The 22,682-nt window shown below is 59.6% G+C and carries 22 protein-coding genes; 10 read left to right on the top strand and 12 right to left on the bottom strand.

Translation table 11 applies throughout. From position 1 onward, the window contains the following. Nucleotides 1–266 precede the first annotated feature (266 nt). Entirely contained in the window at nucleotides 267–608 is a 342-nt protein-coding gene (locus AC07UX_RS12640) for a PilZ domain-containing protein (RefSeq protein ID WP_495192372.1), read from the bottom strand. 456 nt (nucleotides 609–1,064) lie between these two features. Here AC07UX_RS12640 and AC07UX_RS12635 point away from each other — a divergent pair, with 456 nt between their 5' ends. Then, nucleotides 1,065–1,472, top strand: a complete 408-nt coding sequence (locus AC07UX_RS12635; RefSeq protein WP_495192371.1) for a BLUF domain-containing protein — start codon at nucleotides 1,065–1,067, stop codon at nucleotides 1,470–1,472. 361 nt (nucleotides 1,473–1,833) lie between these two features. On the opposite strand, the gene AC07UX_RS12630 is transcribed toward AC07UX_RS12635, so the two are convergent. After that, a complete protein-coding gene (locus AC07UX_RS12630) occupies nucleotides 1,834–2,112 on the bottom strand; it encodes a hypothetical protein (protein WP_495192370.1) in 279 nt (92 codons plus the stop codon). Nucleotides 2,113–2,325: 213 nt separating this feature from the next. Between AC07UX_RS12630 and AC07UX_RS12625 the strand changes: the two genes are divergently transcribed. Further along, entirely contained in the window at nucleotides 2,326–2,532 is a 207-nt protein-coding gene (locus tag AC07UX_RS12625) for a hypothetical protein (RefSeq protein ID WP_495192369.1), read from the top strand. Between the two features lie 60 nt (nucleotides 2,533–2,592). On the opposite strand, the gene AC07UX_RS12620 is transcribed toward AC07UX_RS12625, so the two are convergent. The 4 genes from AC07UX_RS12620 to AC07UX_RS12605 all read right to left on the bottom strand — a co-directional run bounded on the left by AC07UX_RS12620 (nucleotide 2,593) and on the right by AC07UX_RS12605 (nucleotide 5,214). Continuing rightward, a complete protein-coding gene (locus AC07UX_RS12620) occupies nucleotides 2,593–3,144 on the bottom strand; it encodes an opacity protein (RefSeq protein WP_120252933.1) in 552 nt (183 codons plus the stop codon). A gap of 385 nt (nucleotides 3,145–3,529) precedes the next feature. Further along, entirely contained in the window at nucleotides 3,530–3,901 is a 372-nt protein-coding gene (locus tag AC07UX_RS12615) for a PilZ domain-containing protein (RefSeq protein WP_495192368.1), read from the bottom strand. Between the two features lie 170 nt (nucleotides 3,902–4,071). Beyond that, nucleotides 4,072–4,203 (bottom strand): DUF5818 domain-containing protein, encoded by a 132-nt coding sequence (locus AC07UX_RS12610; RefSeq protein ID WP_495192631.1) that lies wholly within the window; start codon nucleotides 4,201–4,203, stop codon nucleotides 4,072–4,074. 114 nt (nucleotides 4,204–4,317) lie between these two features. Continuing rightward, nucleotides 4,318–5,214 carry an HNH endonuclease gene (locus AC07UX_RS12605; RefSeq protein ID WP_495192367.1) on the bottom strand — a complete coding sequence of 299 codons (897 nt, stop codon included), beginning with the start codon at nucleotides 5,212–5,214 and terminating at the stop codon, nucleotides 4,318–4,320. A 427-nt stretch (nucleotides 5,215–5,641) separates the two neighbouring features. Between AC07UX_RS12605 and AC07UX_RS12600 the strand changes: the two genes are divergently transcribed. From AC07UX_RS12600 to AC07UX_RS12585, 4 genes are all read left to right on the top strand, one after another. Next, nucleotides 5,642–7,435: a ParB/RepB/Spo0J family partition protein gene (locus AC07UX_RS12600; RefSeq protein WP_495192366.1), complete on the top strand. Its 1,794-nt coding sequence runs from the start codon at nucleotides 5,642–5,644 to the stop codon at nucleotides 7,433–7,435. Between the two features lie 416 nt (nucleotides 7,436–7,851). Beyond that, a complete protein-coding gene (locus AC07UX_RS12595) occupies nucleotides 7,852–8,766 on the top strand; it encodes an ArdC family protein (RefSeq protein WP_495192365.1) in 915 nt (304 codons plus the stop codon). After that, the gene (locus AC07UX_RS12590) at nucleotides 8,759–8,962 is read left to right on the top strand and encodes a sigma factor-like helix-turn-helix DNA-binding protein (RefSeq protein WP_495192364.1); all 204 of its coding nucleotides are present in this window, start codon (nucleotides 8,759–8,761) and stop codon (nucleotides 8,960–8,962) included. Before AC07UX_RS12595 ends, AC07UX_RS12590 begins: the two co-directional genes overlap by 8 nt. Nucleotides 8,963–9,030: 68 nt before the next feature. Beyond that, nucleotides 9,031–9,969, top strand: coding sequence for a HEPN domain-containing protein (locus AC07UX_RS12585; RefSeq protein WP_495192363.1), 939 nt, complete (start codon nucleotides 9,031–9,033; stop codon nucleotides 9,967–9,969). Here AC07UX_RS12585 and AC07UX_RS12580 read toward each other — a convergent pair. Further along, entirely contained in the window at nucleotides 9,947–10,387 is a 441-nt protein-coding gene (locus tag AC07UX_RS12580; RefSeq protein ID WP_495192362.1) for an SRPBCC family protein, read from the bottom strand. The two genes, AC07UX_RS12585 and AC07UX_RS12580, sit on opposite strands and share 23 nt — an antisense overlap. A 420-nt stretch (nucleotides 10,388–10,807) precedes the next feature. Between AC07UX_RS12580 and AC07UX_RS12575 the strand changes: the two genes are divergently transcribed. The 3 genes from AC07UX_RS12575 to AC07UX_RS12565 all read left to right on the top strand — a co-directional run bounded on the left by AC07UX_RS12575 (nucleotide 10,808) and on the right by AC07UX_RS12565 (nucleotide 12,909). Further along, complete coding sequence (locus AC07UX_RS12575) at nucleotides 10,808–11,644, top strand: type IV secretion system DNA-binding domain-containing protein (RefSeq protein ID WP_495192361.1); 837 nt, start codon at nucleotides 10,808–10,810, stop codon at nucleotides 11,642–11,644. Between the two features lie 26 nt (nucleotides 11,645–11,670). Further along, the gene (locus AC07UX_RS12570; protein ID WP_495192360.1) at nucleotides 11,671–11,922 is read left to right on the top strand and encodes a helix-turn-helix domain-containing protein; all 252 of its coding nucleotides are present in this window, start codon (nucleotides 11,671–11,673) and stop codon (nucleotides 11,920–11,922) included. Nucleotides 11,923–12,327: 405 nt separating this feature from the next. Then, complete coding sequence (locus tag AC07UX_RS12565) at nucleotides 12,328–12,909, top strand: TonB-dependent receptor domain-containing protein (RefSeq protein WP_495192359.1); 582 nt, start codon at nucleotides 12,328–12,330, stop codon at nucleotides 12,907–12,909. A gap of 36 nt (nucleotides 12,910–12,945) precedes the next feature. Here AC07UX_RS12565 and tcmP read toward each other — a convergent pair whose 3' ends face one another. Both tcmP and AC07UX_RS12555 read right to left on the bottom strand, forming a co-directional pair. Further along, nucleotides 12,946–14,205, bottom strand: coding sequence for a three-Cys-motif partner protein TcmP (gene tcmP, locus AC07UX_RS12560; RefSeq protein ID WP_495192358.1), 1,260 nt, complete (start codon nucleotides 14,203–14,205; stop codon nucleotides 12,946–12,948). Next, nucleotides 14,160–14,990 (bottom strand): DUF5131 family protein, encoded by an 831-nt coding sequence (locus AC07UX_RS12555; protein WP_495192357.1) that lies wholly within the window; start codon nucleotides 14,988–14,990, stop codon nucleotides 14,160–14,162. Before AC07UX_RS12555 ends, tcmP begins: the two co-directional genes overlap by 46 nt. Nucleotides 14,991–15,077: 87 nt before the next feature. Between AC07UX_RS12555 and AC07UX_RS12550 the strand changes: the two genes are divergently transcribed. Beyond that, nucleotides 15,078–16,358, top strand: coding sequence for a three-Cys-motif partner protein TcmP (locus tag AC07UX_RS12550; RefSeq protein ID WP_495192356.1), 1,281 nt, complete (start codon nucleotides 15,078–15,080; stop codon nucleotides 16,356–16,358). 366 nt (nucleotides 16,359–16,724) lie between these two features. On the opposite strand, the gene AC07UX_RS12545 is transcribed toward AC07UX_RS12550, so the two are convergent. The 3 genes from AC07UX_RS12545 to AC07UX_RS12535 are packed head-to-tail and all read right to left on the bottom strand — an operon-like array spanning nucleotide 16,725 to nucleotide 22,610. After that, a complete protein-coding gene (locus AC07UX_RS12545; RefSeq protein ID WP_495192355.1) occupies nucleotides 16,725–17,771 on the bottom strand; it encodes a GIY-YIG nuclease family protein in 1,047 nt (348 codons plus the stop codon). After that, entirely contained in the window at nucleotides 17,764–19,926 is a 2,163-nt protein-coding gene (locus AC07UX_RS12540; protein ID WP_495192354.1) for a DEAD/DEAH box helicase, read from the bottom strand. Before AC07UX_RS12540 ends, AC07UX_RS12545 begins: the two co-directional genes overlap by 8 nt. Beyond that, a complete protein-coding gene (locus AC07UX_RS12535) occupies nucleotides 19,923–22,610 on the bottom strand; it encodes a DNA methyltransferase (protein WP_495192353.1) in 2,688 nt (895 codons plus the stop codon). Before AC07UX_RS12535 ends, AC07UX_RS12540 begins: the two co-directional genes overlap by 4 nt. Nucleotides 22,611–22,682: the final 72 nt, after the last annotated feature.

The following is a 22,682-nucleotide window of genomic DNA, read 5'->3' as shown; positions in this document are numbered from 1 at the left end:
AGCGGTTCGCTCCAAAGAAATCGTCCTAATCTCAATCAAGAATATGGACAGATGCCGGTCGGCACCCTGAATTTCTTTGCGCCATTGTCGCGGAAGCAGCAGAATAGATGGGGTGAAAGTCCTGATGCGCGTCGATCAGTACATCGCCAGCATCCTATTTTTCATGACCCTTGAGATGTTTAGGTCTGACTCAACCGGGGAAAATTCTAGATACAGGTCGACAGCATGAAGGCACCTTTTGGAGGCTTTGCAATTCAGTCAGTTATTCACGACCTATCGGACTGGCCAGATGGAATAGGCGGCTCCTCGGCCATAGTGTCCGTCACATCCCCTACATTGGCGGCGATTACAGCGAAGGGATCGACTGGCATGGAAAAGGCGACGCCACAGAGGCGATCATTTCTCCATCGGATCTCACCAGTCACGTCCAGGTCTTTCGCCTTGAGCGAAAGCTTGCAGCCTGGCCAAAGATCATTTTGAGCTTCAAGCATCGCTCCGCCTGCCGAGATGTCTCCAACAACGACGACCCTGCTCCCGGTGTCCAAAGTAAGCGTGGCTCTGAACGACGTGGCGAACCGCGCATCGCGCCGTCGGTCAGCTTTGCGCATTCGTTCATATAGCGATGGTAGCATGGTCTGCACTCTCGAACGGACGGGCGTCGCGACGTCATCACCTGAGTAGGAGCAATTCCTGGGTCAAGAATTGAGGCGATGGACACGCGCGCATGAGCCCGAAAGCGTTACAGCTTGAACCCTGCCGGTAACCAAATGGTTAACCCGAAACATGACGACCGTATATTGCCCGTCTAACCCATCATGGCCCTTGGCGTTGACCCGCGATTTTTGCTGCCTGACTGCCCCGGAAGCATATCAGCAGTTTGTTGATGGCGCTTTGCAAGACCGACCAGTTCAGCCGACGCGCTGTCGGTAGGCTGCCAGCTCGCTGCAGCGACTTTCGGGCGCTATCAGCCAGTAACTGGCGCGATGTTCAATCTAAGTTAAACAGGCCGTTAATCTTTTTTCCATGTTTTTTCATAAATTTGTCTCCATTACGCGGAGATTGAAATGAAACGCTTGCTCTATATCAGCACAGCTCGCTCTATTCTGGACGCATCGGAACTCGAAGAGTTGCTCTCCAAGTCGCGAGCGGCAAACGCCATGGCAGACCTTACGGGATTGCTTGTCGTGGGCGGGCGACGCTTCTTGCAAGTGCTTGAAGGCCCCGACGAGGCAGTGATCCAGACATATGAACGGATCAAGAATGATCCTCGTCATTTTGCTCTGGTCAAGCTTCACGACAAGGCGGTCGAAGCAAGGGCATTTGGTTCATGGTCCATGGGATATGAGCAAGGCGGCGAAGCCGCAGCTTCTGCTTCGCTCGCAGATCAAGTGAACGCTATGGTTGCGCCAATCGCCGACCCCACGCTGCGCGCCTATTTTACCGGCTTTGCCGAAACCCACGCCGGAACATAGCTGAAGTCTGGCGTTTCGAAATGAAAACTGCACGATGAAAGTCGGCAGGCGGTGCATCTTGGTCGCCTAGAATGATTTTCTGGATAAAAATCGGGGCTTTCGCGAAGCGCTGAATGAGCGGTCGCCAGGTGCCGATCAGGAAACGGCAACACCGGCGCTTGACCCCGGGATGATTGATGCGATCAGTAGGGTGCCAATAGACTGCTTGGCGGGCGACCTGGTGCAACGGCATCGGGTCGCCCTTATTGAAAAAAGACCCCGCCTCGGGGTCACAAGGCGGGGCAATATGCGGGGACTATATGCGTTGGGACCGCAGCCCTGGAACGATATTTTTTGGGTGATGGTTCCGACCGTGTACGGTTTAGGATCCCCACTCCGCCTCCGCATCATCTAATGCTTCGAAACTATCGCCTTCTGCGCCCGCTTCCTGAAGTTTCTTCCGAAGATCATCTGGAGCCATTGCAGCGCGAAAACGGGGGTCCGCCTTGGCCTGCTTGGCGAGTGTGCCGATCCAGTCATCGCGGCCTATTTGCTTCAGCAGCCATGCGCCAAAGGTCTCGCCCTGTTCGTTCGATTCCACTAAAATCTCCTTTTGTTGCGCTGTAGTAGCCGGGATTGTCACTTCGGCAAACTGACGCATGATTCCCTGCCACTGTGGCGAGCCTGCTCCCATGAACGCCACGCATCATCTCAGGTCGATGACCGCAATGGCAGCGCGCAGAGCGGACGCGCCGCATTAGGAGGCCAAGCATCGGGGTCGCGATCGCGTCGCTGGATAGACGCGGAATCCGTGCGGACGGAACATGCTCACCATTCACCGGTTGGCCCAGTTCATAGCTGATAGGAGAGAGCCATGATCCCCGAACAAATTCCAGGCGAGAATGACCAGGCCGACATGCAGGGTACATCGATGGACGATCTGCCCGGCACCGATGATGGTACGGACGAGGACGTTGATGTCGACGTCGATGCCGAGGAGGAAGACAAGGACGCCGATGCGCTGGAAGATGCGCAAAAGGATGCCGCAGAGCAGCGCGAACAGGAAGGCGGCTATCAATAGTCATAATATACCCCGCCAGCGATGGTCGCTGACGGGGTATGTTTTGGTCACATCACATTTTTAGAAGTGGAAGATGACACCAGCCATCGGGCGGAAGCTGTCCCAGTCATAGGTGTCGACCTGCACGCGCAGGCGCACGCCGCTGTTACCGGTGACGCCGCCAAGACCAATTTCCTTGGGTCCGACTTCAACGCCTGCTCCGTACATCCAGTCCTTGCGGTCGGGCCAGCCGCCCTTGCCGTTCACCCACTGATAGCCAGCCGACGCATAGATCAGGCCGCTTTCACCAGCGCGCGCACCGAAGCGGCCCTTGACGCCATATTCCCAGTCAATGTCGCTAAAGCCCTTGGTGGCGTTGCCTTCCACACCGACGAAGACCGGACCGAGCGGAACGTTGACGCCGGCAATACCGCTGATCAGCGCGCCATTCATGATGGTTTCACCGGGGATGGCGCCGAATTCGGAGCCACGGTCAAAGGTGTGATAGCCGCCAAGCACGCCGACATAGGGCTCGACGCCAAAAGCGTCGGTGCCATCAGGCGCGGTTTCCTGCGCAGAAGCGATGGCAGGCAAGGCAGCAAGGATGGCTGCGGCGGCGAGAAACTTCTTCATATAAACCCCTGTAGTGTCGATTAGGTCGGCGACAGAACTTGTCGCATCGCAACAAGTTTCGGAGAAATGCCAACAATCTAAAAGTGTTGCATTTACGCAACGATACTCCAGGGCGGGAACCAGGAGCGGAGAGCTTCGTAGTGTGGGAGCAAGCGGCTCCCCCTCCCTTGCAGTCTTCATCCCTGCCCGTCTCCGGCCTGCCGGGGGCGGGCTTTTTGATAAGCCTCAGGGGTCGGTAACGAAGATTTCACCTTGTCGCGGCAGTCAGGGTGCGGACGAAGCATCGTTGCGAGGGGCTGCACCCTGATGAGCTTCGTCCAACCGGCAACGCAATTGCCAACATCATCTTTTCAGACAGGAACGGTGAAGCGGCATGTCGGGCGCTTCAGCAAACGCCAATCGGTAGAAGCTGCGTGATCGTGCCCGTGGGCGGCAGGTCATGCCCCAAAGGCCGGATGGAATGCTCAAGGATAAAGGCGGCAGGATCGACATCATGTTCCAGCAGCACGCCGCACCTCGCGCCGTCGGCCCAGATTATCGACGCGCAGAGTTCGACCTGATTGACGACGATCGTTACGGGCGTTCCAGCTGGCGGAAACGCGAAGCCTTCCAGCTGCGCGCCGTAGATCGACATGTTTTTGATCGTGGCAAATTCATAGAGGCCAGACCAGTTGACCGTGCAAGGCACGTTGGCGGACTCGCGTGGGTGGTGGCGGCGCTCCGGGGTGCGGGCAAGTGCGTTCAGCATCATTGTCATCCTGTCGTCCCCACATAGAGACAAGCCAAGGCATGGATTGTTCCCCAAGCGATCCGCCTATGATGGACGATCATCGCAAGCAGCGGTGTCCCTGCCTATTTTTTGCGAGCGATGCGATAACCCGCGCGTAAGGACGGTCGAACTGCCCATAGCCCGCGCGCGCGTCAGCATCATTTCACTGAAATCCTGTCGACTGCGACGATATCATGGCCGTCCCGTACGCCCTCGATGCGCACATGGCGGCCCAGCAGATGCTCTTGCCTGCCAAGGGCAAGAAGCCGCCACTGCCCGCCATCGGCCATTTGCAGGATGAGCTGGAGGCCTTCCTGCATCAGCAAGCCTTCCAATATGACGGGGCGGTATCTGCCATGGGCTGATTGCCGAGGGTGGGTCAGCTACCTTGGCAAGGTCTGCAGTCAGAGCTTGAACACATTGTCCCGGTGCCAGGCCAGAAAATGCGGATGAGGCCGGTCTGCCATTCGAATCGGGAGATTGGCACGGCGGCTCTGGTTGATAAGGCCCGTGATGCTGTCGCTATCATTGGCCTGACGGGAGATCATGATGTCGAGATCGTCCGAGAGGCTGATAAGCCCCCGGTCGAACATCCAGTGGACGGTGCCGGACAGGGCGATCCCGTTCTGGACGCTATCAGGGCCATTGGCTTCGACCGGCCGGATATGTGCGGCCTCCGCTTCTGCCCTGCCGCCGCCGTTGATAAGCTTGAGGCCCGTGATGGCGCAGCGCTCGTCATAGGCGCGCAGCACGACACGGCGGAAAACGCGGTCGCGCTCGATCCTGGAAACGAGCATAGTCGTGCGGCGGCGTTCCTGTTCGGCAAGGAAGGGCATGACCTCCTCCTGGAAGACGGGGGGCGTCAGGTCATCGACGCGCGGCAAAAGCGGGGCGCGCTCGTCCAGGCCGAGATCGAGGATATGGTTGAAGTCGGACGTCGAGATGGGGCGCACCGCCGCTTGGGCACGACCAGAAATCTTGCCAGCGTCGTTCAAGAGACCGCGTTCTGCGAGGCCGTCGGGACCGTTGAAGGGCACGGCGTTCGCAAATTCGAGATAGCTGCCCGGTTCGATCATGGCGATATACATGCCGGCCGCCTGAGGATCGGGAATGACCTGGCTGACCTTGGCAACAGCAAAATAGCCGCGGGTGCCGCTGACCTTCACTGGCTCATAATAGACGATCCAGTCATCGATGCAGGCAGAGACCCGGCCGAGATATGGGGATGGGAACTGATAGCGCTCGGCTGGGCTGTCGTCGTAGATCGAATCTGAACGATGAATGAAAACGCCAAAGGCCATGGCCGTGTGATCCTCCAGATGCCGTATCGACCATGGCCTGTCTTCTGGGAGTTCGGCAAGACTTAGCTGTTTTTCTTGGGGTATTTCATGACGTTCCCTTCGGGCCGCGCTCTATTTCGCTTGCGCTTCACCGAGCCTGCTTCGCCCGTCTCGGCCCTGCAGGGTGCCGATCGCTAACGCACGATCCTGACGGATCACCAGCGGACATCGCTGGACGCGATGGCGTGGTCCGGTCCCGGCCAAGCGGTGTGGGCGTCGCTTCCCTCTAGGCCCGTCGCGGCGGGCGGCAAGCCGGCCTGCGGCGCGGCTCCTCCACTGTCGTTGCGGTCCTGCGGATGCAGCCTGCCGCTTTTCCGGGCCTGCCGGTGCGCTCTTGCCGCCCACTCCGCTTTCCCGGGGTCCGGTGTGTGCAAGAGGAGTAAGGAAGATGGAACTCAAGCATATCGACATTGCCTGCCTCTCGATCTCGCCTGCCAACATGCGGGGCGTGAAGAAAGCGCCGGACCTCACCAATATCCTGCCCTCTATTCGGGCGCGGGGGGTCTTGGTGCCGTTGATCGTGCGGCAGAATGGATCGCCCACCACCTATGAGATTGTCGCGGGCAAGCGCCGCTATCATGCCGCCATGATCGTGGCGCAGGAGGAAGGGAGCGTTGAACCGCTGCCTTGCGCGATCATGGAGGCGGGCGACGACGCTGCGGCCCTGGAAGCCTCGCTCATCGAGAATATCGCCCGGCTCGATCCTGACGAGGTGACACGGTGGGAGACGTTCACCCGGCTGGTCAAGGAAGGCCGGTCGCCCGAGGATATCTCGCTGACCTTCGGCCTCACTGCCTTGCAGGTGAAGCGGACGCTGGCCTTGGGAAATCTCCTGCCCCGTATCCGCAATCTCTATCGCAGCGACAGCATCGATGCCGTGACCGTGCGGCATCTGACCTTGGCTTCCAGGGCACGGCAGCGGGAATGGCTGGCGCTGCTGGACGACGAGGATGCGCGCCCGCCGATGGGGCATCATGTGAAGGCGTGGCTGCTGGGTGGCTGCGCCATTGCCACCGACAAGGCGTTGTTCGACCCGGCCGATTACAAGGGCGGGATCGTGGCCGACCTTTTTGGCGATCACAGCTATTTCGCCGATGCCGACCTGTTCTGGCAGATGCAGGAGGCGGCTATTGCCGAGCGCATCGAGGGTTTTCGTGACGCCGGGTGGCAGGACATTGCCGTCATGGCGCGGGGTGAGGCCTTTCATAGTTGGGAGCATGAGCGTTGCCCCAAGGCCAAGGGTGGGCGCGTCTATGTGACCATGGGCCATGGCGGCGACGTCAGTTTTCATGAGGGCTATGTGACCCTCAAGGAAGCGCGCAGGCTGGAACAGGGCGGCAGCGTCGAGAAGGCGGTTCGGCCCGAACTGTCTGCGCCGCTGGCGAACTATGTCGATCTGCATCGCCATGCCGCCGTCCGGGCGAAGGTCGGGACTGCGCCCTCTATCGCCCTGCGGCTGATGGTCGCCCATGCCATTGCCGGTTCATCGCTGTGGCGGGTGGACATTGCCTCGCAGCGCGGCGCGACTGACGCGATCAGCGAGAGCGTCGAGAATTGCGGATCGGAAGCCGACTTCGACAGAGAGCGGCGGATCGCGCTCGACCTGCTTGGTCTTGATCCCGACATGCCCACTGTCACCGGCCATGGCTATGATCGAGAGCTGATCCCGCTCTATCTGCGACTGCTCGATCTTGATGACGCCATGGTGCTGGGCATCCTCGCCATCGTCATGGGTGAGACGCTGGAAGCGGGGTCGGCTCTGATCGAACTGCTGGGCGTCCAGCTGGATATCGACATGGCGTCATGCTTGCAGGCAGACGATGCGCTGCTCGACCTGATCCGTGACCGCGAGGTGATGGGCCATGTCCTCGCCGATGTGGCGGGGGAGGAAGCGGCATCCGGCAATGCCGGGGCGACCGCGAAGGTGCAGCGCCAGATCGTGCGGGACTGCCTTGCCGGGACCAACGGTCGGGAGAAGCGGGATAGCTGGGTGCCGCGCTGGATGACCTTTCCGCCATCATCCTACACCGAACGGGGCGGGGTCGGCAGCGTCGAGCGGTGGAAGGTGGTGGCTCCACTGCTTGAACTGCTGGATGGAGCGGAGTCGGAACCGGAAGCAGCAGACGCGCACGAGGAGGGCCTGATCGTCAGTGAGGAGGAACGGGTTCAGCAGGCAGCCTGATCCCAAATCTTGCAGGCGACGGTAATCTGTCGCCTGCCTTTCCTCTCTTGGAGACAGACGCAGCGGTCGTATTTTCGCGCCGGTCGGCTTCGCCGCCCGGCGTGGGTGCTTGCGAGAAGGTTTGGGGAATGCGGTGCGCTGCGAAAGGCAGCGCGAAGGGTCTGGCTTCGGACACCACGCAATGGGCGCGGTGACGTCTGGTCTTGGTCTGATCGGCCTGTCGGCGCGGCGGGGGTGGGCGTCGCTACCCTTTAGTCCCACCGCGGCGAGCCGCAAGTCGGGGCCATGCCCCACTCCTCCACTATCGTTACTGCCCTTCGGGTGCTGCCCGCCTCGGTCGGTGGGCCTGCCGGTTCGCTCCTGCCGCCCACCCCCGCCACTCCGGCGGCCGGTGCGATGCGGGAAGGAGAAAGGACATGGGATATCAGGACAAGGCCGCGCGCTTGGGAGGAAGCCTGTACAGCGAGGTGACCGACCGGATCGTTGCGCAGATCGAGGAAGGCACCCTCCCATGGGTGCGGCCATGGGATGATGGCAAGGCGGCCCTGGGGCTGCCACGCAATGCGGGGACCGGCAGGCGCTATTCGGGGATCAATGTGCTGATCCTGTGGCACCGGCTGTTCGAGCAGGGCTATGGCTCGCAGCGCTGGCTGACCTACCGGCAGGCGCTGGCACTGGGCGGAAACGTGCGCAAAGGGGAGCAGGGCACGACCGTCTGTTACGCGGACCGGTTCACGCCCAAGGATGGCGATACTGTCCCGGCCGTGCCGGATGGCGAGCCGCGACAGATTGCTTTCCTCAAGCGCTTTACCGTCTTCAACCTCGACCAGTGCGAGGGGCTGGAGGATGCGGGATCATCGCCGGGCACGACATGGAACAAGGCGCTTATCATCCCACGCGCAAATGCGCTGATCGGCGCGACCGGCGCGGATATCCGGATCGGCGGCGGGGAAGCCTATTATGCCCCGCAGGACGATTTTATCTCAGTGCCCCGGCCCGAACATTTCCATGAGCCGATCAACTGGTATCGCACCGCGCTGCATGAGCTGGGGCATTGGAGCGGGCATCGTTCCCGGCTCGACCGTCTTCCCTCTACCGGCTTTGGCAGTCCTGCCTATGCACGCGAGGAGCTGATCGCGGAGATGGCCAGCGCCTTCCTCTGCGCGGAACTCGGCATCGTGCCGACCGTGCGCCATGCCGACTATCTTGGCGCATGGCTGTCCGTTCTGCGCGAGGACAGCAAGGCGATCTTCCGCGCCGCCAGTCAGGCCAGCAAGGCCGCCGATTATCTGCTCGCATATCTTGGTGAGGGGAGAGAAGATCATGACTGATCCTGATCCCAGCGAGCTGGCCAGGACAGCAGCGGCGCTGCGAAAATTATCGCCTGAGGCGCTTCAGGTGTTTCTCTGCAACCGGGTAGAAGGGATGACCTATGTCGAGATCGCCCGGCAGGAGGGCATGACGCTCGAACAGGTGCAGCAGCATATGCTCGAGGCCATCCGGACCATCGTCCGAGAGATGCGATAGAGCTAAATCGCCTTGCCGGCTTTCAGGGCTTGGCAAGGCGATGATTTGCCGCGATTCTGCGCGGCATCATGAGACAGATGGACGACCCTGCCGTAAATTTGCCCGCCGCCAAGCGGCGGGAGCTGGGGCATGTCGTCGAGATCATTCGCGAGGGCTTCGCGCGTGCCATCAAGCACCGCACTCAGCCCCGTTATCGCAACGGCCATATCCTCAAGATCATCCTGTTCGGCAGCTATGCGCGCGGCGACTGGGTGGAGGATCCGGTCGGCCGCTACTTCTCCGACTATGACATTCTCGTGGTCGTCGATCATGAGGACCTCACCGACATTCCGGAATTCTGGGCGAGGACCGAGGGCCGGTTGCTGGAGGAGCTGACCGAAGGCAAGGCGCTGCGCACACAAGTCAGCCTTGTCTATCACAGTCTGGACGATGTGAACGAGAAGCTGCGGCTCGGGCGCTACTTTTTCATGGACATCCTCAAGGACGGCATCCTGCTGCATGAGGAACCCGGCCATCCGTTTGTCGAGCCGAAACAGCTGTCGTCAGATGAAGCGTTGCAAGAGACGCGGGACTATTTTGAGGAATGGTTCGAGAGCGCGGGGAAGTTCATCCGAGCATCTCATTTTCTCGCTACCGAGGCCGCCCCCAAAGAAGCGGCCTTCAACCTCCATCAAGCTACAGAGCGCCTCTATCACTGCATCTTTCTGGTGCGGACCCTCTATTCCCCCAAGACCCATAATCTGAACCGATTGCGGGCGCTGACCGAGCAGCTGGAACCTCGGCTCCGGTCGGTCTGGCCGACCGACAGCAAGTTCGAGAAGCGCGCCTATAATCTGTTGCGCGAAGCCTATATCAAGGCGCGCTATTCCCGCGAATATGTCATCGGCGCGGACGAGTTGGGATGGCTCGCCGAACGGGTCGCGATGCTGCAGGCGCTTGTCCACGAACTTTGTACCGCCCGTATCGCGGAACTGGAAGCAGCCCTCAGCCCATCACATATGTCTTGAGCGCTCGTAGATCGCGGGTGATCCATTTGGCGTCGCGCGCGAAATCCTCGTCGGTCATGCCGGGCTGACGAAACAGCATCAGCATGACCTCCGCGCCCTCTCCATTGGCGATCACACGCAGCGGAATATGGACCTCCTGTCCGTCCCCTGTCCCGACAAAATGGTCCATCACGCCATACTCATTATGGAGCGTGAAGCGGATCGCGATCGGACCGTCGGGACCATCGGCAAGCCATCCGGTTCCGCCCCGGCGGAGATCGGACTCAGTGAGGCCCGACGCCCATTTGGGGAATATCTCCGGTTGCCAGATCGCTTCATAGAACACCTGCCAGTTGCGCTCGATCGATATGCTGTAGGTGCGTACAGAGAGCGTTATGCCATCTCCTTCATGGGGCGGGCTGTGTAGCGCTCCGGTCAATTTGTCATCCCCAGAGGCTGATCGATTTGCCCAATGCACTGATCCTTGATCCAGCACGATATAGGGCCGCCCTTCGACCGATTCGGGCGGGCGCATTCGCAGGGCTCATGCGAAATGACGACGCACGCCTAAGGGCGTAAGTCGTAATGCACCGTACGCACGGGTGCTGCGGGCGCGAATCGTCAGGATTTCTGCGGGTTTCAGCCAGGTGCCAGCCGGTGCCAATGTCAGCATTCTGATTGCGGGCTGGCACCAGATGGTCACCATATTGAAGGCAATACAGACCTAAGTATCTGATAAACTTTGGCACCATGTCGGTGCCGCGCGTCCTCATCCTAAAGCGTTGAGATCACCTGAAAATCGGCGTATAACAGTCGTGCTTCACCCCATCTGGACAGGCAACGAACAGGAGTTCGGCGCTTGCCCAGGATCAATATCAGATTGAAAGATGCTCTCTACGAGCCTCTTGCCGCTCGCGCTCAATCGGCGCGGATCAGTCTTCCCGAATATGTCTGCGAGATCCTCGATCGCTTCGAGCGAAACGATGCCCGCGGCTATCATGATCGCTTTGATGAAGTGCAGGCGACCCTCCTGCAGGTCTTCGCCATATTGACGGGCTCGAGCAGAACAGGAGGGTCTGACATCCTCCAGAAGAGCATGGACGATGCTCGCCCTCTGCGTCACGAAAGGGTTCTGCGCGCGCCCGACGATGGTGCGCTAATGAGCATCGTCCGCAACCAAACGCCCGGCTCTTGGGTCCGGGGGAATTCGGGGCTGGTTGAGCAGATCAAACCCAATGACGGCCTGACCCACGGCTTCAACGACATGCGTGATGGGGGGCACCTGTCACGGATGCAGATAACCCGGCCGCTGGCGATGCCGACGCAGGTCATGCACCTGCCCAACCTTACTGGCTATCTCGCGTTCGGTCGCGATCTGCCGGTCATGCGGTTCACGGATCGCAGCCTCAAGGTGGAGAGGGTTGCAACGGCATCTGCCGAACGTCGCACTCCGGCGGTCAGGTTTGACGATACGCAAAAGGATGAACCTGAATCGGGCATCGGCAACGTCGATAGGTCAAACGCTGTCGAAGCAGGCGATCCGGTCGACGCTGTGGAAGACATGCTGACTCTTTCCAGCCGCGCACCAGATGGTGATCGAGACAATCGCCCGCGTGCGCCTCTGCCGCTTATCGGGATCAGCATCAACTCATTCAGCAGGCCCGGCGAACTCAGCAGACCGGCCGATCCTGCCTGACATCTCCAGCATCGAGGAATATCATCATGGTACATGTGATCAGGACGCGGCGGGGATTGTCGCTCGATACCAAGGACGAAACGCAAACTGTTTCCAACAGCAGCCAGGTCGAACCCCTGACGGTTCGTATACCGGCTGCGATCAGAATGACAGGGATCGGGCGATCGAAGCTATACGAACTGATCCAGTCGGGCGATATCGAGATCGTGAAGATCGGATCAGCTACCCTAATCCCGGTCGAAAGCCTGCGGCAGTTGATCAATCGCAACAGGCGTTAGCGGGGCAGTCCACCGTCGAACCATCGTGCAGGGGCACTGTGGCTGGCACCTTCGCTCGTGGTCGGAATCGTGGCCAGTTTGGTAGCCGGATTTTGACCACGATGGCGTTGTCGGTCTGAATTATGGCAAAGATTGGGACAAATCGGTCAGTCGGCTTATCGGCGCTTCCTAGTGGTAAGCTGTCGCTTACAAATCCAAGAACCCCAAAGCTCTGCACCAACGGTGGGCCACTCGCCGCTCTCAAGAGCAAAATTAGTGATGCTGGAAGCCGGCCCGTTTGAAGGCAGCCTGACGCTCTACGACACGCGCTTCGACGACAAGATCACTCGTGTGACCTGCGTATAGGCGGGTGCCTGGTGCCTTGACGAACCGCTGAGTTCGATCAGCAATGCGCCGACGGCGTATGTGAACAACGACAAGGCGAAGGTTCGCGGCATCGAGGCTACCATCGCCTTCAGGCTGACCCCAACCTTGCGTTTTAATGCTACAGGGAGACTCACGGACCCCGAACAACTGAGCGGAGACAATGCTGGTGCGGCTCTGAACGATACGCCCAAGCAGCAGGCCAGCGCATCGCTGAAGTGGAAGCCATACGATCGCCTGAAGGCGTTCGTGCGTGCGGTCTATCGCGGCGAGGAAGCCGTCACCGAAGCGCAGTTCAGTGGGGAAGATGTGGCCGCCTCATCGTACACGACGGTCGACATCGGCGGTTCCTATCAGATGTCGCCTGGGCTGCGGTTCCATGCCGGGGTGCAGAACCTGTTCGACAAGCGGCTGTCGTATGACGAGTATGCTTATGTGATCGACCCGGCGCGGTGGTGGATGGGCGAACGCTGTAACGTCGATTCCAGACGCTCCGAAGACGCAAACGCACCGTCCATTGGCGCCGACGTTTGCGGTTACGTGCAAGTCCAAACAGCCTCTCGGATAGCCGTTCATTGGCGGAACGCGGCATCGATCTTGCGCCGTCGATCGATTTCAGCCTGATCTGGGGCTTTCGCTCTGGAGAACGCATGTTCCGCTTCAAGGCACCGGCTCAAATATTGGTGATCTCACCTTGCCGAGAAGCACAGAAAACTCGTCTTCTGGCACCCTTTTTGGGCCTGATGGCCATGAAGGAAAGAGAAGGTGACCGCTCTTCCGCAATTTATTGGCGATCTTGTTCAGCTCGGTCAGGCGGATGACGTGGTTCGCCAGCACATGTGGCCAGATGTCGCCCCATGCCGCCCCGGTGCCGGAATTCGGCACGATGCTCAGCAGCATATGCCGTGCCTTCTCCATCTCGTTGGTGAGAAACATCATGTTAGGGTCCGGCGCCATTTCCTGCATCGACCCGAGAAGTTCGAGCTGGCTCGACTTTTCAGCCCGCTTCTCGACTTTCTTTCGGCCGATGATGTCGGCCTGCACGCCCAGCGACTTGACCTGGCAATCCCGGAACACCTCGATGCCCGGCGACTGCTGCGTACCATAAACAAGAAAGTATAGGGTGCGATCGCGATCCGGCCGTTTCACATCGACGTCGGCGACAAACTTGTAGCCTGCGACCTTGGATACTGCGCGTTCGAATGACTCTACGATTACTCGCTTACGCATTTCCGGGGTAGCGGCAGGACTCTGTTCCAAGGCGCGTAACTGATTGCGCCAATCCTCGGTCGGGATCAGCTTGTCGAGGACTGGCGCCACCTTGTCGTTGTCGAAAAGCGCAAAGCGGTTCACGAAGTCGAACATGAAATTGAAGACGACTTCACATCGCGGCCGTCCGATCAAGGGCTTAAGCGCCTTCAGGTCGAGCGAGAAGCCCTTGGGGTCGATTAGTATGAAGGAAAATGCCTGGCTCGGGATGCACCGGGCAATGGCTGGTGCGATCTCGGTGAAGTCGCCATTGTGGGTGTGGATCTCCACTTCCGGGAACATCGCCTGCAGTTCAGCGAGCCGGACATAGGCCTTGGGATTTTTCTCAACCAGATGAGCGGTCATCTTCACTTGACGCGGCTTGTGGGCCATCCCGGCCCACGAGCGCTTGGCGTCGGTAAGAGCCTGAAGGGCAATGCCGAACGAAGTGTCATCGAACTGCTCCGACTGGTTTTTCCATGGGCCGGAGAACCCGTCGACGTAGACCACCTCACTATACCTGCTGGCGATCTTGTGGATCAGGCGTTCAAGATAGTGCTTGAGGAAGTGGTGCTTGACCAGCGCCTGCTCGCGACCGGCGTAATGCTCTGGGGCCAGCGCCACGTTCAGGCCGCTGCGCTCGAGGGCAGGGAGGCCGGAAGTTCGTTCCATTCCCGTCCATCCAACTCGCGGCCACCGGACTTAGGTCTGATTCCACCCCATTGCTTGAAGAAGAAGGCGACGTTCTGCGCAGCGCACTGATCACGAATCTCGCGTGCCCATTCGATCGCCATGGGACGGGCGCCAGGTCCGCTTTCGCCGCCCGCGATCACCCAGTGGATGCCGGTCAGATCGACTTGTCCTACGGCGCCGATGAGCGGCTCGACCGACAGGAACCGTACGCCGGCGGGTGCCTGGCGTAGATGCTCGATGCGGGCGCTGGAGTTCGCGTCTTCGACAGACACGCCCAGCCAGATGTGGGCCGGCGGCGTCCGGTCGCGATAGCGGCGGTTGAGATAGTCGCGCATAAGCGAACTGCGCTTGGTCAGCACCTGGAAGACGTGCCAGTCGGCCTGCTCCATCGTGTCGAAGACCTGATCAATGAACGTCCCGGGCACCTTCTTGTGGAACAGATCTGACATGGAGTTCACGAAGATCATCCGCGGCCGCTTCCACGCTAGCGGCTGGGCGAGGCGCTCAGGCCGGAGTGTCAGATCGAAACCATGCTCGAACGGGTGGCCAGGGATGCCCCGCCAGCGTTCTGAAAAGCGTTCTGCATAGCAGTTGTCGCAACCGGCCGTGATCTTCGTGCAGCCCGTCACCGGGTTCCACGTCGCATCCGTCCATTCGATTGCACTGCCGTCAGCCATTTCATGCACCCCAGGAACGAAACGTGAATCTGCCACAGGCGAAGTCGCGTTGCAACGAAAGATGCGTAGCCGTTCGATCATTGCCATAGTCGATGTCAACGACAGAATGCTAGACAAGCGCCTGCAATGCCTGACATGTTGCCGGCCGGGCACAAGTGCCGACAGGGGTGGCGCATGGCGAAGAAGCGGCATTACGACTGGAACATCGGCGAACCATTGCCGGAATTAGGACTGCATAGCTTCGCGAAGCATCAAATTTTCGACGCATACATTACCGCCTACATTCGGACGCTGACAAAGAGCCATCTGACCCGTAAGCTCAAGCTGACCCTCGTCGATGGATTCTGCGGGGGCGGAATGTACGCCATGGGCACCAACGAAGTAGATGGATCGCCGCTGCGCATGCTGGCTTCCGTGGAAAGAGCGCAGGTGGAACTAGACACCGCCCGAGCCCGCGGTCTCGAGATCGACGCCGAATTCGTCTTTGTTGATGCCAACCCCAAGCACGTGGACTTCCTGCGGGAGGTCCTGCGCCAGCGCGGATATGAATCTCGGATCGGCAAGGACATCCATATTTACACGTCCAAGTTTGAGGACGTAAGCGACGAGATCATCCGCAGGATCCAGGCCAAGGGGCGCGCCCATCGGTCCTTGTTCTTCTTGGACCAGTACGGCTGGAGCGCGGTCACGTTCGCCACCATACGCCAGATCATGGCGTCGCTTCAGAATCCAGAGGTGGTCCTAACGTTCATGGTCGACCATTTGGTCAACTTGCTGACCGACAAGATGATCGACACGCCAGGCTTAAGCGCGATCGACCTGCGCCGCGAAGACGTGCAGGACATGCTGCAGATGAAGGAGCAGCGAGGCTGGAAGCGGCTCATTCAAAACACGTTGTATGAGCACATCCAGCAGAATACCGGCGCCAGCTACTACACCCCGTTCTTCATCCATCCCGAGGGCGGATCGAACCGCGACTACTGGCTGCTTCATCTTTCACGACACCACCAGGCGAGGGAGGAGATGGGCAAGATTCACTGGGATTACGAGAACACATTCGAGCATTTCGGGCGTGCCGGTTTCAATTCGCTGGGTTTCATGCCCGGGGTGGACGTGCGCGAAGACATGCTGGAGTTCGGGTTCAACGACAATGCCCGCACGCGGTCCGAAGCGGCAGTCGTCGATCAGCTTGCGAAGATGCTGCATGCGCGTGTGGCTGCAGGAGAGGCTGCGCTGACCAAGAAGCAGCTGTTCCTGGCCAACTGCAACGATACGCCAGTCATCAGCAGCATTGTAGACGCATCCCTCGTCACCTTGCGCGAAGCAAAGGACATTCGGATCATCACTCCAGATGGCGCCGTTCGCCGGTCCGCGACTCAGTTGGGTTGGCACGATCGCATCGAATTAGTGAAAAGCCCGACGCTGTTCTCTCTCCTTCGCCAGCGTGCGGCATGACATCACGAGCGATTTGAGACCTGCCACCCCCCGGGAAACACCAAGACACTGTTTAAGTATAAAGCAGCAAACAGCCTGTGACGATGGTGATGGAAGTGACCCCCAGCTCTTCCAGCTGGAATTAGCCGCCAACTGCCTTTCAAGCGATAGCGGCTTCCGCGGGGATCATTTAACGGACAAAATCCGAAATGAGCGCGTAGCCTACCGGCTACCGTCATGGCTGCGATTGACCTATTTCGGCGTCAGCCGACATACGCGTGCTTGTACCGGAACTGCGCGGGTTGGTGCGAGCTGCCGGAAAAGCGGAAGGTGTGTACCTGAGAGCCGAGTTCCGGCACTGTAGATCAGGCTTCCGCTTCGCCGCCATTAACCAAGCGCCTCTTCTATGGCCTTTTCCACAAGCTCTGGCGTCACTTTGAACCATTCGGTCGCACTGAAGGATCGTCCGTCAGGTCCCGTCACCCTCAGGGCGACGTGATACGATCGAAGCGCTCGGTGGATAAGCTGTTCAGCTTCCTTTGCCGAGTGACCCACCAGTTCGAAGGTAACTAGAATGTCTACTGGTGCGAACAAGAATGTCGCCTGCGTTTCGGCATGCGCAATGCGATCCTCCACTGCTCCCGATGTCGTGCCTACCTTAAGCAATCCCTGGACTTCGGTTTTATCCGATCGAGAACGCAGCACGTAAACGAAGCCTGTTCGCGCGCCCTCGAACAGGGGGCCGGCATTTGTGGTGCCGATGCGCCGCGCATCCTTGTCTTCGTAAAGCCGCCGGACGAGCGATGACATCAGCAGGTTGGACTCCGTGCCGTTGTCGAAAATGACGCGCAGGCGAGCGTCCGGCTTACTATTGCGCCGGTGCTCGTCGCGAAGGTCCGCAACATGGACGAGCTGCCCCTTGAGGACGAAGAACTCGCCCAACTCGACGCGCTCCTGCCGAAAATGCTGGGGCCTACGCGTCCCTTCGTCGACAGCCTTGCGAATGCTATCAAACAGCGGGTCGAAACGCTCAAAATCCGGGCAAGGGCGCCGGTCGGCGACGAAGTCGGGGCGCGCCATCGGCTTTAGTTCGTCACGCACTTCGAAGATATCAAAGCCATCAGCAAGCAGCGGATCATCGAGAGGATCTACGACACGTACCCCACCGAATACAAGATTACGCGTGTCGTAAGATGCGAGCCCATCCAGGTCAGCCTTCGATGCTCGCAGCCCAGCCAGTTCATTGGCAAGCATGCGCTCCCGCACACTGCGCCCTGGCTCAGAGACCGGCTCGGCACCGGTCTCATCCATGAACGCGTTGATGCTTTCGATGACCTCAACCGCGCGGGCGAGGAGGGGCGTTCGCGCGGCCTTGGGCCTCTCGCCAGGTGTGATTAGAAGTTCGTCGTTGAGATAGTCGATCGTTTCAGGCATCGACCTGTCCCTTGTCCGCGCCTGCCATGGCAGCACGCTTTTCCCGCGAAAGTTTGCGCATGAAAGCCAAACCTTCCGCCAGCCTGACCTCGCGTCCATTGGGGGAATTCAGGTTAGGTTCGCGACCCTCGCGCTGAATGAATTCTTTGATGCGGGGATAGAGCTTTTCAGCCTCATCCTGTGTCATGCTCACCTTTAACGCTCGAACCTCGCCATGAAGGCGCGCGAGCAACTCCTCGGAAAGTTCCTTAGATAACAGCTCATAGGCGTCATCGAAGTCGCGTCGGCCGCCGAGCAAGTCGACCTGCAACTCCCTCACGTTTATGAACCGCTTAGCTTGTTGCACAAACCGGTCACCGGCGCTCGATGCGTTCGGGGCCTTCTCGCCGGTGCCATCGTCCGGCTCCGCGAAGAGAGACTGTTCCCCCTCGGACATGTCGGGTGTCTGGATAATGCTCGGGTCCTTGGCGACCTCTCGGCCCAGTCCAGCGCGGACGCCGAACAGGCCCACCGCGTCCTCGACCTGCTCGGCCGAGAAGCCAGGATAGCGCCGCTTGATCACATCGGTAACCACGAGGTCGTACATCACATCCGTGTGGTGGTCGTCGGGGTTGATCATAACCGTCAGCGTGCGCGAGTCGTTCTGCACGTCGGCGAACAGGTCGTTAAAATCGTTTTCGATCGCCTCGACAGCCTTCTCGTCAATCTCCGGCATGCCAATAATCTCGATCTCGCCGGCGTTTGTTACCGGCCCCGGATTCGGCTTATCGCCGGGCGCCCCATCGAATTGGTCCGCACCTTTGTGCGTGCGAAACTTGAAGACCGGCGCCATCACCTGCTCCATCAGGAGCGACACCGAGATGGCCTTAAGCATATCATTGACGGCGCGGCTCACTGCTTCGTCCTTAGCGAAGGGGGCTGATACGAGGTTGGTGAACTGCGCCTCCGTTTTGCCCGGCGCATCGCGCGTCGCTCGACCGATGATCTGCACGACTTCGGTCAGTGAGCCCCGGTAGCCGACGGTGAGAACATGCTCACACCATATCCAGTCGAAGCCCTCCTTGGCCATGCCGAGCGCGATGATGATGTCGATATCGTCGCGGTCCTTTACCGCGCGCAGGCTCGCCAGCACCTTTTCGCGGTCGGTGCTGTCGTCCACAAGGTTCGCGATCTTGAGCGTATGACCGCCAGCGGTAAGGTGCACAAAGCCGGTCGTGGGATCGATGCTGATCTTGGGGTTCTTGCCTAATCGGTCACCGATGGCATCCACTATCGCGTCAACCGCGAACATCTTACTGACCCCGCTGCCCTCGGCCGACCCAACATGGGGGATATGCACGATAGTCTTCAGATGCGGGTCGAGCGCATCGCCGATCGCGTCGAGGTATTTGCCCTGGTAGAAGCGGAAGTTAATGCGTAGCGTCTTGAGGTACTCGTAGCCGTTGAGCTGCTCGTAATAGGTATAGGGCACCCTCTCGAAACGGGCCTCATCCTGTGGATGCAACACCGCCGTACCATCGCCGCGAAAGTACGAACCCGTCATGGCGAGGATATGCGCGGCGTCGGGCCCCGCTTCACCCGCCCGGTCGATCAGCCCACGTAGCAGGTTGCCCAGCCTGCTGTTCTCGTCTGAGGAGGCATGGTGGAGTTCGTCCACGCAAATGAGCGCGCGGTCAAACAAAGTCACGTCATCCGTCTTGGCGTAGGCGGCGCGCAGGGTGGAGTGGGTGCACAATGCTGTCCGCGCGCCGCCCTCGCCCCGAAGAAACCCGATCAACTCTTCCACCTTGCGGCCTGTCTCCGAGCCGACAGTGCAAAGGTCGAGGTCTAGCCGCCAGTCCGAGTGAAAGCCGCCTGCCACGAGACCCGTGTCCCGGAAGGAAGCGCCGATGGAGCGCTCGGGCACTGCGATCACAACGCGGTCGACGGAGCTGGTGCGCAGCTTTTCCAGCCCTACGAACATGGCAGCGCGCGACTTGCCGGATGCTGGTGGCGATTTCACCAGGAGGTGCTGCGCGTCCCGCTTGTCCCAGACCCTAGCCTGCATGACGCGCATGCCGAGATGGTTGGTCGCCTTAGACGCGCCCGTACCATCGTAGTTGAGCGTGATCGAGCCGAGACCGTTTTCGCCTGCCTTGTTCTTAGTCTCGCTCATGCGTTTACCTCTTCCTTGATCTCGGAGGGCTTCGGCTCTCCCCCCGCCATGCGTGCGTACAATTGTAGCATGTGCTCGATCCGATCTGCATCCGAACGGTAGCGGCGCGAGCCGAAGATCGTCTCCATCGTCTCGTCCAACTCCTCATGTGCGCGCCGCAGGGCGTGAGGCATTTTGGCAGGGACGTAAAGTTCGCCGAGAGAGCGGCCAAATCCCGCCTCCTTGCGCGCCTCGTCGATCGTCCACCAGTGCTCCTCGAGGTCCGCCTTACGACGATCCGACAGGTACGGAAGGGGGAAGGTATTCCATACAAGGGTATTGGAATAGCGCACCCGCGTTTCAAGTTTTCCGCCAACGAGTTCAAGCCATAACCGATGAAGCCGAGAAGACAGAACCGCAGCCTGCCAGATATCACCGTCGAAGATCGCGAACGCTTCACTAGACGTAATGTTGGTTTGATCCATTACATCGACGGGAAGGTAAAAGCGGTCCTCGCTTGAAGGTCGTGGCACCATGATCGTATGCGATGTCGCTGCGCCCGCCCTTTGTAGAAAGCGATAAGGCCGATCCGCAAACGCTTTCGAAATGTCCGACGCCTTTTCTTTAGACCGGTCCCGTGCCACGGCCTCGAACCGTCGTGCGAGTTCTGGGATGGACTTGGCCTCCTCGGCCTCGTCGTCGCCCACCCATAGGCAGTACCGTTCAATTCCCTTCATCAATTCTTGAGAGCCGTAGAGCCGCCGCACGAAACGCGCCGCATCCGCGTGCGCCTCGAGCAGCGCATCGCGCTCGTTGCGATCAAGGATCAGGTTGCCACCGTCGGTCGGTTTGTTGCCGAAGACCATCGGTTGAAGGTCCCGTGCGAGCGGCTTGCTCGTCTTGGCTACGATTGCCGTCGTACCGGGCGCTAGGTAGGGGCCAATTACATCCACGTCGCGCACGGTATCGCCGTCGAACAGGCGCTTAGGCGCGTTCGTCGGCCGCCCCATGCCGACGATTACGCAGGTCACGCCCGCATTGTGGGCGGCGAGGTTCGACCATTTGAACGAACGGTGCGCGAAACGAATTTCCATGCCGTCGAGCAGATGCGGCCACAGTTCGGGCACCTGCACCCCTTGTACGATGGAGTTGGTGGCCACGAAGGCGAATGGCGCGCCTGTTACCAGCGCGTAATCACGCGCTTTGACGAACCAGAGCGTCACGTAGTCGAGATTGCCCCAGTTCTTGACGCGCCCCTTGAACACGCATGCCATGTCGGCCTTTTGCTCGGGCGACCAATAGGATGAGCCGCGGAACTGCGGATTCCCTACCACCACAGTTTCCGCCCCTGCATTGAGGGGGCAAACCTCTAACCAATCGATATCCGCCGCGTTGCCCTTCACAATGACCCCAGCCTTCTGAAGCGGCAGGAAGTCGGTGCGCTGGCCCAGGTCCAATTCTAACTGCTGGTCACATTGATACTTGGCGATCCAAAGGCCCAGCCGTGCCGCCTGGCACGCGAAGTCGTCGATCTCGATCCCGAAAAACTGCTCCAGTGCAATTCCCGATAGCCGCGGCATGGCAAGGCGGCGCAAAGCTTCAGTCTCTAGAGACCGCAGCTCTTTGTAGGCGAGGATCAGAAAGTTACCGGAGCCACATGCCGGGTCGAACACGCGGATGCGGCCGAGCCTTTCGAGGAATTCGCGCAGGCGCCCCTTGTTCGCCCCAGCTCGTTCCAACTCCCCTTGCAGTGAATCGAGTAGGATGGGCTCCAGCACCTTCATGATGTTGGCTGGCGATGTGTAATGCATCCCCAGTTCGCCACGCTTCTCAACGTCAACAACCGCCTGAAGCATCGATCCAAAAATGTCAGGATTGATGAGCTTCCAATTCAACCCTGCACAGTCGAGCAGCAGCTTGCGGCAACGCCCATCCAGGGCCGGAGTTGGCGCGTTTTCTTCGAACAGGGAGCCGTTTACGTATTTCAGCTTGGACCAAGGGCGGGTCTCACGCGATCGCCGCCCTGGCGGTGTATCCATGTGCTTGAAAGCGTTTTCAAGAAACGCAGAAAGGTCGGTGCCGTCCACGTTTGACTGCCGAATAGCAGTCTCGAACACGTCCTTATCGAAGATACCGACATCGTCAGAGAAGAGGCAGAACAAGATGCGCGCCATGAAGATATTGAGCGCGTGGCGATCCGCTTCCGTTTTCCAGCCGGGATTGGCGTCGCGTACCGCGTCATGGAAGCGAGAAATGAATCGCGTGGCCCGCACATCGGCCATTCTCTCCTTTTTAGGAACGTATCTCTCATGCCCGCCAAGCGGAAAGAAAACGTCGCTTTCCAGCGAGAGCATATCAAGGCCTACACGCAGCGGTTCCTCGTCGAACTTCGGGCTCGTATCATAGGCAGCGATGCGCTCACCATCATAGGCGAGCAAAATCCGAGGACGTCGCCCCTTCGGTGCAGCGTCGGCTTCCGCGCGCATCCGATCCAGCGCCGCGTCCACCCCTCCGTGTTCGGTCGCTTCGAAACGGAGCATCCGAGCCCACAAGAATGCACCGTCTTTAGCGGTATCGCGCAGTTTCGTGATGGTAGCTCGCGGTGCGCCCACCGCCTCCATCAACGCCAAGCCGAACTCGCCTCCTGCTGGAGGCTTTGCGGCAAGGTCGTCAAGATTCGCGTATATTTCCCCGGGCGTCAGCATATTCTTCGACTTGTTCCTTGCCTCGTCGCTCTTCGCATCTGTCGTACTCCGCCGCCGACCCGATTGGCGCAG

Source organism: Sphingobium sp. GW821-FHT02B05 (assembly GCF_059421905.1).
Note: the sequence above shows the minus strand (reverse complement) of the source record. Positions and strands in the feature narration are given on the sequence as shown.